Here is a 10,108-nt window from a genome sequence, read left to right as displayed (position 1 = left end):
AGCGTCTTGAGGCGCTGGCTAGTGATGGAGGCTTATAGCCTCAGAGAAAACCACCCGTTTTACGGGTGGTTTTTATTGCTACATATATAATAGAAACATTGGTCTATTTTTGGAGGAATTATTTTGAATGAATTATTCGAAAAAGAAACTATTCCTAAAGCATATTTCACTCTAGCACTACCCGTTGTTCTCGGTATGGTAGCAAGTATGATTTACAACTTAGCGGATACTTTCTTTATCGCACAAACACAAAACACCGATTTAGTAGCCGGTGTTGCACTCTGTACCCCACTATTCTCATTTCTTCTTGCATTAGGTGATATCTTTGGACTAGGTGGTAGTTCGCTAATATCTCGTTTGCTTGGTCAAACCGAGCATGAAAAAAGTCGTCGTGTCAGTAGTTTCTGCTTCTACTGGGGTATTATTCTCGGTGTAATAACTGCCATATTACTTATTATATTTGAAAATCCAATTCTACATATGCTGGGTGCAAATGACTCAACTTACCATTTTGCGGCTAGTTTTTATCACATTATGGCTTTAGGAGCACCAATAATAATTGTTTCATTAGTTCCTAGTAACTTGATCAGAACTGAAGGATTCGCCAAACAATCTATGATTGGTACAATTATCGGAACCGTAGTAACTATAATTTTAGACCCTATTCTTATTTTTCCAATGAATATGGGGGCTGCTGGTGCTGCTCTAGCCACTGTTATAGGTTACAGTGTAACAGATATTATCTTGATTTGGGCAACTTTGAAATATTGTGATGTCATCAGTGTTGATTTTCATAAAATGTCTATTGACAAAAAACTAATAACACAAGTAATTATTATTGGTATTCCAGCTTCTATAACCAATTTAATGCAAGCATTTGGAACAGCTATCATCAACAGATATCTAGAAAATTATGGTGCCGTTCAAATTGCGGCAATGGGAATTGTTCTCAAGATTTACATGATTATTATGTTGATCATGGTTGGATTTGCCTTCGGTGCACAACCATTGATTGGCTATAATTTTGGAGCAAAAAACTTTGAGCGATTCAAAAAAATCATTCGTTTTGATCTGATTGTTGAAATAGTCTATGCATTAGTCCTTGCAGTTATTTTGATGATCTTTTCCCCACAAATAGTCGGATTATTCTTAAAGGACACTGAAGTCATCACAGCTGGTACCCACATTCTGCGTGCGTTCCTATGTACAACGCCTTTTGTTGGCGCCATACTTGTATTCACAACGGTCTTCCAGTCAACTGGTAAAGCTTTAGATGCCTTTATCATGTCAATTGCTAGACAAGGTGTTATTTTTTACCTTGTAATTGTAATAGCATCCAGAATCTTTGGATATTACGGAGTTATCTGGTCACAACCAACCGCTGATTTGGTTACCTTTTTAATTGGATTATTTTTATACAAAGAAACCTTCAAACTGACAAAATAGTCTGCTTGAAGGCTTTTTTTATATCCACCAACTAGAAGTAATATCTCCTAATTTGACAACTTCCTTATTTTCATAATTCAACATAATCTGAATAGATTGATAATTCTCCGCCATTAGTTGCACCATAAATTCTCTACAAGCACCACAAGGTGGGATTGCTTTTCCTTTACTATCAACAGCTATAACTCGACAAATATCTTTCTCACCATTTGTAATCATATTAGCAATAGCATTTCTTTCCGCACACATCCCTAAAGAGCATGCAGTATCAATACAGACACCGACATAAATATTTCCCTTATTCGTAAGAACTGCTGCACAAACACCTCCTGCTTCAATCAAAGAAGATATTTCTCTTTCATATTGAACGTTACGTGCAGCAAGATACATTTTATCCCATGTCCCATCAAATTGTGAGAGGGCTAGTTTTTCTATTTTTTGCACAAAATTCTCTTTTCCATCACAATATCCATCTATGTCATAAGGAAATTTCCTCGCAAGTTCTTTCTTTATCTTTGTATATTCATCTCGTTCCTTCTCATGAGTGCGCATATAATCACGAAAGGCAAGATGTCTTCCAATGTTATTCCAGTCCTCCGCCTGAAAGATATGAATTTGATATGTTCGTTCATCTCCTCCTTTACGAAGATACCGTCTACCTGCAATTCCAAATTCACCAAGATACTCATATCCTATTTTAGAAAAATCAGCTGCGGTATGATCAACCTTTTCAAGACTCTTTACTGCAACCATAATATCAATAATAGGTTTTGCCGCTAATCCTTCAACAGATGTACTACCGATATGGTAGATTGCAATGCAGTTATCTCCGAGAATATTCTTAATCAATAAGGATTCTTCTTCATATTTTCTTTCCCATAATGGATCATAGTCTATAACGGTTATGTGTTGGCTCATTACTTGTCCCCCCCTAAAATCTATTTTTATAATTGTAACATTTTAAAGAAAGCTCTTTTAATCTGCTCAAAAGCGAATACCTTTACAGAAATAATATCAATTGGTACAACAATAAACTCATTTCTTTAAAAAAAAATTTCTAATCATCTTACTGTAGGTATTTTACATAACTACTTACATAATGTCTTTTTTACTCTAAAGGAAAACACAGCAAGTAATTTTTTAAAATAAGAATTCATATATCTATTGTTTGTTTAAAAGCATAATTCTTATAGACATAAATACCATCTACTAAAAAAATAAATAAGAAAGCCAAAATTCCTACAGTTGCCGGAATCCAAGTAATTGAAAGCCATCCATCCTTCATTTGCGTATGTGTATAATATGAAGCTTGCATAATGGGAACATAAAGTAAGGCATTACCAATTGTTCCTTGAATAAAAATAATAGAACCGTAAATACTTGCTTCACCAATTTTCTCAAATAATAAATCCTTCACTGAAAAGCCGATAATACTTAATTGACTAATATTAGAAGACCTTTCAGAACTAGAAATTATTGTTAAAGAAATAGTATTAGCTAGAATTATCAAGAATGGTGCACCCAAAAAAAGTAATAATGTTCCAAAAATCTCTGATAGACTTCTTTTGTTGGAAATATTGGCCAAATCAAATGCCAAATACATAAAAAAAGATGAGACAAGTGAAAAAATAAAACTTGGAAGTGTAAGCGTGCGTAAAAATTCCTTCTTTTCAAGAACATTCCAGTATGCGGTCTGAAACGTCTTCATTAGCTTTGTTGGAATCCAGTACTGAAGAACTTTTACAAACATGGGTAAAATTACACGTTCTATTTCATTCATCGCAATAATCATTAAAATAGCAAGAATTAACAGTATTTGTAAATAAGTATTTTCTATAGTTTGATCACCCAATAGTTTAATAATTTTTCTGGGGCTCTTAAAAAACAGGCTGTATACATAAATTAACCCTCCATAGATAACGATTGTCCAAATAAAATGAGAAAACAAATACAATTCATTTATAATTTTGTGCCTTTTGTTCATATTTAAAAAAACCTTCTCTCCACTGATGAACCCTGTAATACCAATTAAAATACTTAAAATCATCACGGAAAGTATTAATGATTCATAATGCAATCTCATATTAAACTCTGGAAATTCAGTCATTCCAGGATTTGTTCGAATCCAATTATAAAATATATTGACAATAGGATACGCCATAAAATAACCTAGTAACCCTCCAATCATCCCTGTTAATCCCATTTGAATACTAATCATTACAGAAAGTTGTATTGAATTGGCACCTAATAATGACCATAAATCGTAATCGTTTTTGAACTTGTTTATCACTAATCTAGTAATTCCATTAATCAATAATGTTAATGTTATTAATCCAAAAATAGCTGGTGTTAAAAACAACCCCACAGGGTTAAAATTTCCATAATTTAGCTTTGCTTTAATTGTTGAATCCACACCGATTATGGTGAATCCGATGACAAAACCTGAAGCCAGGAATATAATCAATGCCCCGATCCAGGACATCCAAGTATAGCGAAACTGCCACATAGCTAATCGAACCATGATTATCACCCCTTTTCCATTTCTTCTAAAAGCTCTGCCGAGTTTGGTCTGTTCAAAATTTTGATTAATTTTCCGTCTTTCAAAATAAGCGATCTATCAGTTTTGGATGCCAAATCTATATCATGAGTTACCATTATCACACATACACCGCTACCAGCAAGCTTTCTCAAAATTTTAAAAATCAATCTCTTAGAGCTTTCATCAACAGCACCTGTTGGCTCATCAGCAAAAATAATTTTTGCATTTGTTACTAGAACCCTAGCAATAGCAACTTTCTGTCTCTCACCTCCTGATAAAGTATTTACAAAATTCTCTAAATCAGCTGAAAAATTCATACTATTTAGTAATTTTTCTATATTCGTCTTACTAATTTTTTTGCCAGACAGACGAAGTGGCAACACTATATTTTCAAAAACAGGTAATGCTGGAACCAAATTATAGGATTGAAAAATAAATCCAATCTCTGTACGTCTCATTTTGGCAACCTTAGATGGAGACAAAAGATAAGGATCTACTGAATTTATATTAATTGTTCCTTTTGTGGGTTTCAAAAGGCCAGAAATACATTTTAGTAATGTTGATTTACCACTACCTGAAGGACCAACAATACTAATGAACTCATTTGAGTAAGCCGAAAATGATATATTTTTTAAAATATTAACGGATTTACTTTTATCTAAAGCAAAACTTTTTGAAATTCCATTAATCTTTATGACCTGTTCATTCATCCTTAAATCCTCCAGCTATAATTTTTTTGCAATATTACTTTTTCGATACCACCTCATAAAAAATTGAATTAATATTATAACGATAATAAGCCTGTAATATTTTCCATATATATTTTGTTAATTTCCAAAGTACAGGAATCATTATCACTGAAATCAAACAAAGTACCACACTGCTTACAACTCGGAAACTCGTTAATGGTTGTATTTTTATTACTGATAGCCAAATTACGATAATAGGAGACACTAAGAAAGCACAAATAGTTCCCCAAAAAGCTAATTGCATTGTAATTAAGGCGATTGCTACAACTCCGAAGAACAAAAAATTTATTATTAAACTACCAAAAAAAGCAAAAAAATTGAATTTGTGTATAATAACTTCATTTTCTGCAAAAAAATATGAAGTATTTACATCAAATAACTTGCTTAAATCTTGGATAGCACTAATTGGTGGATTATGTTTACCACTTTCCCAACGTGCAACGGTTTGCTGCGTTACGTATAGCTTTTCGGCAACTTGTTCCTGAGTCATACTCTTCTCCATCCTCTTATCTTGGATACGTTGACCTATGGTTTCTGACATAACGGTAAATTTCCCTTCTCTTTATACTTCTAGTAAGACACTTACCCCTGAAAAAATCTAACAATTTTTTTGATACAAACCGTTATAACGCAAAAAAAGTATCTCCTTTCAGAGATACTAATTTAGTCTAGACTTTATTTAATGTAATTTAATAGCTCCTGATTAAAAGTATCAGGTTGTTCCGCCATAACGACATGACCTGATTGATCAATGGCCACATGACTTATATTTACGTTTTTAGAAACAAATTCATCCGCAAATTTACCATCAAAATAAGGACTTTGATTTGCTGTAACTAACAACATTGGCACTTTACAATTAACCAAGGAATCACGCCAATCTTTTCTTGCATGATCATAAAGCAATTCCAAATTATCGTCCTTAACAAAAGGAAATTGTTCCTTGGCAACCTTTAATTTCCAAAAGACATTGTCATCAATACCATTAAGCGTTTCTTTATTATGCATCTTAAGTCGTAATTTATAATTAGCCCTAGTAATATCCATATAACCATATTTCCAAGATGGAGTATTTAACATCTTAGGCGATTGATCAACAGTAACGACCTTTGACAATGGGTAATTAGAATATTTGGAGATGAAGCCATATATGACACTTGCCCCCATTGAATGTCCAACTAAAATAGGTTTATCCACTTGTAGTGAATCTAAAAGATCCTTTAAATCATCAATCAAAATATCAAATCTATCTAATTGAGGTTCTCTATAAGATGCACCATGATTACGTTGGTCATATGTTATTACTTGATATCCTTGCTGATCAAAAAAGTCAATTTGGTCAGTCCAAATTTGTTGATATCCACCAAAACCGTGAATAAAAATTATCGGTTGTCCAGAACCTTGAACATAATAATTTAGCTTCTTACCATCTCTAGTTATTATTTCCATTTGCCAATGCCTCTTTTGTCAATCCCAAAAATGCTGTAACTATTAATAAATCAGCCGTACCACCTAGACTTAAATGCTTCTTGGAAAATTCACTTTGAAGATCATTCAGAATCTTTCTTCCATTATCAGTATCTAATCCACCTTGGTCAAAGAAAGTTTTAATTTGCTCATTTTTCCAATCAATTATGTCAACAGTACCAGCACGTTTAATCAATGTAGAATCTTCAGTATGCAATGCTAAATTCATCAATGTAGTAATCAAGCGTTGATTCATACTGCCTTTTGTACGTAAAAATATTGGTAACCCATATTTAAATACAGCCGGATAACCCGATGCAGCCTCACCACGAATGCCTGTTACACCATACTTCAAATATTGTTTCTCACCTGCTGTTAATTTTTTATTTTCTGTACCGTTAAGTTGGCTATAATCTGTTTCTATTAATCCTCTTAACATTTTTTTAACAGCATCTTGGATAATGTTCTCATTAAAATTACTATCTTTAATATTGACTCCAACAGCTGTTACCATAACTCCAAGTGAGAATACCGCACCCTTATGGGTGTTAACTCCATTTGTTGCAGCAAACATATCCTTTTCCGCTATTTTACCAAATTCTCTTATTTCACGGAAAATATCACGATAATCTGTATCCGTTTGATAATTTAATCCTGCCCAAGCACACTTTCTTAGATAATTCTGTAAGCTCAAACTACTGTCTAAAAACATAAATATATCCATATCAGAATGGGCTCCCCATTCAACTGGATCCACCAAGCCGGGTTTTGGCCATGCAGTTACTTCGTATGTTATAGCTCGTAAGGCATTAGTAACTAGTAAATGTACTTTTTTCTTTTTGTCAGTCAATAACATCGAATCTTCAACTAGCTCGCTGACTTTAGACTGCAATTCCTCAACTGAATGACGTCTGGATCTACCGCACTCTTTAGCCGTTCTGCCGCAGATCAAGCATTTACGTTGAGGGTAACCTATTTCCGTTCTCGAAATAGATTGTACTGATTCCTCATCATTCAAAAAAAGTACGTCCAAGTCAAATAATCTACGATAAGATTTTGATTCCTCAAAATCCGTCGTAACTTGTTTTACCTTCTCAGCATTTCCTTCGACTACGTAAAATCTTTCTGGTCCAGTGGCAGCATCCAACCATTCTGTATTTTTGAAAAATACCAATCCTTCTTCTAACATTATGTCTTCAAACACTTCAAGTTGGTTAACAAAAAAGTTCTTTATTATACTGTTATTTTTTATTGGTCCCGGTGTATTTAACTTAGCCCCAATAACTATCTCTGATGGATATTGGCTTAGCAGTTTATTCTGTACAAACACGCGCTTATCACGATTCTCCAGCACAGCCGGAATGTCTTGCGTCAAGCCACTATCAAATAATTTAAGCATTACTTCACATCCAAATTCTCTATTAATTAAAAAGGAGCAAAAACCATTCACGATTAGTTTTTACTCCTTTAATATTAATCTTTAATTTCTTTAATAGCATCAACTAATGTACCATCACGGTATTCAACTAATGCGACTGTTCTATCAGTATATTGAATTTCTTCTGGCTTACCAACAATCTTCTCAGCGCGCTTTTGAAGTTCATCAATTGAAACAAGTGGTAATCCTGGAACCTTCTTGAAGGCTTCAACTAAATCTTTACGTTTAGGGTTAACTGCAATACCAACTTCAGTAACCAAAACATCGATTGAGTCACCAGGTGTAACTACTGTACTTACCTTGGGAACGACAGTAGCAATACGACCACGTGTCAATGGAGCAGAAATGATTGTCATCTTAGATGTAGCAGCATCTTGATGTCCACCAACGGCACCACGGATAACACCATTTGAACCTGTCATAACATTAACATTGAAATCTGTATCAATTTCAAGAGCTGAAAGAATGGCAACATCCAATTGATCAACCATTGCACCCTTATTATCGGGATCAGCATACCATGAAGCGTCGATTTCTTGTTGGTTCTTGTTATTCTTCATTGAACTAGCAGCACCCTTATCAAAGTCCTGAACATCCATAACTTTGTTAACGAGTCCTTCTTCAAGAAGATCAACGATAGGTTTTGTAATACCACCTAAAGCAAATGATGCCTTAATATCATTATCAATCATTGATTGACGTAAGAATCTAGCAACAGCAAGTGCAGCACCACCAGAACCTGTTTGGAATGAGAAGCCTTGTTTGAAGTATGGTGAATGAATAATTACATCATTAACCATCTTAGCAATCTTCAAGTCCTTAGGATTCTTAGTAAATCTAGTAGCACCTGTACCGATGCGGTCAGGATCACCAACTTTATCAACCTTAACAACATAATCAACTTGTGTTTGTTTGATTGAAGCTGGTGTGTTTGGATAGTCAACTAAGTTATCAGTTAATAAGACAACTTTATTAGCATAATTAGCATCCATCAAAGCATAACCAAGTGAACCAAAGGCAGCATCACCATTCATACCGTTAGCATTACCTAAACGATCAGAATTTGGTACACCTAAGAAGGCAACGTCAATATTGATTTCTCCTTCTTCTATTGATCTAGCTCTGTTACCGTGTGAACGGAAAATAACAGGGTTCTTTAATAGACCGTGAGAAACTGCTTCACCCAAACTACCACGCATACCTGAACTAGTGATATTTGTAATTGTTCCAGCCTTGATTGCTTCAACAACTTTGTCATTCATAACATTTGTTAATGATGAAGGGGCAAGTGTCAAATCTTTGATACCAGCATTGATGATGATATCCATAACTTTGTTAAATACAAAGTCACCTTCACGGAAGTGGTGATGGAATGAAATAGTCATACCATCTTTAACATTCTCTTTAACTACATCTTCTAGTGAATCAACAACCTTGTCGTCCCCAGTAGATACACTAACTTTAGGAGCAACACGTTGTTTTTCTGGATTACCAATATCTACAGACTTAAAAGTCTTATAATCCTTTTCATTTAAAATCTCATCTGGTATTTCGCGTCCGACATTATTCTTCAATGTATTCACCCTCCTCATTAATCAAATGTGATGCTTTGGCTAAGCGCATTACACGTTGTGCTCTCAAGACAACTGGACGATCGACCATTTGTCCATTCATTGAGATAACACCTGAACCCTTAGATTTAGCTTCCTCAATAGCAGCTTCAACATCCAAGGCATTTTCAATTTCTTTCTTAGTTGGTTCGAAGACTTTGTTTACCCAATCAATTTGACGAGGGTTAACTAATGACTTACCATCGAATCCTAATTGATGAATATGTTTAGTTTCACGTTCGAATCCTTCAACATCATTCATGTTTGTGAATACAGTATCAAATGCTGCGATTCCAGCGGCACGTGCAGCATGCAAAATCATGTTACGTGCAAATTCCAATTCTGCTCCATCTGGATAACGGTGTGTCTTCATATCAGTAGTGTAATCTTCGGCTGATAATGCTAAACCGATCATTCTATCTGAGCTTTCAGCAATTTCAAGACATTTCATAACTCCACGAGCACTTTCAATAGCTGCCATAACGTGTGTAGTACCGACTTTGATGCCGAATTTTTTCTCAGCTTCTTCAATTGTTGAAACAAGGTCTTTCATCATTTGTGCTGATTCAACCTTAGGTAGACGAATAACTTCGATACCCGCCTTAACCATTGCAAAAACATCACTTCTGAAAAATGGTGTGTCAATTCCGTTAACACGAACAACCAATTCAGCATTTCCATAATCTTGAGTCTGTAATGCTTCATAAACTAAAATTCTTGCGGCATCCTTTTGGTCCATTGAGACAGAGTCTTCAAGATCAAACATGATTGAATCTGCTCCATAGATACCAGCATCTTTAACCATTCCTGAATTATTACCAGGAACAAACATCATTGTACGACGTAAACGTTCTTCCAT

Annotated in this window: 9 protein-coding genes; 1 reads left to right on the top strand and 8 read right to left on the bottom strand. The window is 34.5% G+C overall.

What is annotated here, in order from left to right:
- Window positions 1–123 precede the first annotated feature (123 nt).
- Window positions 124–1,446 carry an MATE family efflux transporter gene (locus EKM79_RS00800; protein ID WP_125565227.1) on the top strand — a complete coding sequence of 441 codons (1,323 nt, stop codon included), beginning with the start codon at window positions 124–126 and terminating at the stop codon, window positions 1,444–1,446.
- 18 nt (window positions 1,447–1,464) lie between these two features.
- Here EKM79_RS00800 and EKM79_RS12435 read toward each other — a convergent pair whose 3' ends face one another.
- From EKM79_RS12435 to citE, 8 genes are all read right to left on the bottom strand, one after another.
- The gene (locus EKM79_RS12435) at window positions 1,465–2,364 is read right to left on the bottom strand and encodes a GrpB family protein (RefSeq protein WP_125565226.1); all 900 of its coding nucleotides are present in this window, start codon (window positions 2,362–2,364) and stop codon (window positions 1,465–1,467) included.
- A 235-nt stretch (window positions 2,365–2,599) separates the two neighbouring features.
- Entirely contained in the window at window positions 2,600–3,967 is a 1,368-nt protein-coding gene (locus tag EKM79_RS00790; RefSeq protein WP_125565225.1) for an FtsX-like permease family protein, read from the bottom strand.
- Between the two features lie 5 nt (window positions 3,968–3,972).
- On the bottom strand, window positions 3,973–4,695 hold the full coding sequence (locus tag EKM79_RS00785) for an ABC transporter ATP-binding protein (RefSeq protein WP_125565224.1): 723 nt from the start codon (window positions 4,693–4,695) through the stop codon (window positions 3,973–3,975).
- Window positions 4,696–4,729: 34 nt separating this feature from the next.
- Complete coding sequence (locus EKM79_RS00780) at window positions 4,730–5,275, bottom strand: helix-turn-helix domain-containing protein (protein WP_125565223.1); 546 nt, start codon at window positions 5,273–5,275, stop codon at window positions 4,730–4,732.
- Window positions 5,276–5,409: 134 nt separating this feature from the next.
- Window positions 5,410–6,183: an alpha/beta fold hydrolase gene (locus tag EKM79_RS00775; protein ID WP_125565222.1), complete on the bottom strand. Its 774-nt coding sequence runs from the start codon at window positions 6,181–6,183 to the stop codon at window positions 5,410–5,412.
- Complete coding sequence (gene citG / locus EKM79_RS00770; RefSeq protein WP_125565221.1) at window positions 6,167–7,600, bottom strand: triphosphoribosyl-dephospho-CoA synthase CitG; 1,434 nt, start codon at window positions 7,598–7,600, stop codon at window positions 6,167–6,169. The genes EKM79_RS00775 and citG overlap by 17 nt, the downstream gene beginning before the upstream one ends.
- Before the next feature lie 74 nt (window positions 7,601–7,674).
- Complete coding sequence (gene citF, locus EKM79_RS00765) at window positions 7,675–9,213, bottom strand: citrate lyase subunit alpha (protein WP_125565220.1); 1,539 nt, start codon at window positions 9,211–9,213, stop codon at window positions 7,675–7,677.
- Window positions 9,203–10,108 carry a citrate (pro-3S)-lyase subunit beta gene (gene citE, locus EKM79_RS00760; protein WP_125565219.1) on the bottom strand — a complete coding sequence of 302 codons (906 nt, stop codon included), beginning with the start codon at window positions 10,106–10,108 and terminating at the stop codon, window positions 9,203–9,205. Before citE ends, citF begins: the two co-directional genes overlap by 11 nt.

Origin of the sequence: Companilactobacillus insicii, from assembly GCF_003946015.1 — a bacterium.
In the GTDB taxonomy this organism is placed as follows: domain Bacteria; phylum Bacillota; class Bacilli; order Lactobacillales; family Lactobacillaceae; genus Companilactobacillus; species Companilactobacillus insicii.
Note: the sequence above shows the minus strand (reverse complement) of the source record. Positions and strands in the feature narration are given on the sequence as shown.

Coding starts and splice junctions, on each gene's coding strand:
- EKM79_RS00775 (WP_125565222.1), bottom strand. CDS start 6,183: ATGGAAATAATAACTAGAGATGGTAAGAAGCTAAATTATTATGTTCAA.
- citE (WP_125565219.1), bottom strand. CDS start 10,108: ATGGAAGAACGTTTACGTCGTACAATGATGTTTGTTCCTGGTAATAAT.
- EKM79_RS00790 (WP_125565225.1), bottom strand. CDS start 3,967: ATGGTTCGATTAGCTATGTGGCAGTTTCGCTATACTTGGATGTCCTGG.
- EKM79_RS00780 (WP_125565223.1), bottom strand. CDS start 5,275: ATGTCAGAAACCATAGGTCAACGTATCCAAGATAAGAGGATGGAGAAG.
- citG (WP_125565221.1), bottom strand. CDS start 7,600: ATGCTTAAATTATTTGATAGTGGCTTGACGCAAGACATTCCGGCTGTG.
- EKM79_RS00785 (WP_125565224.1), bottom strand. CDS start 4,695: ATGAATGAACAGGTCATAAAGATTAATGGAATTTCAAAAAGTTTTGCT.
- EKM79_RS12435 (WP_125565226.1), bottom strand. CDS start 2,364: ATGAGCCAACACATAACCGTTATAGACTATGATCCATTATGGGAAAGA.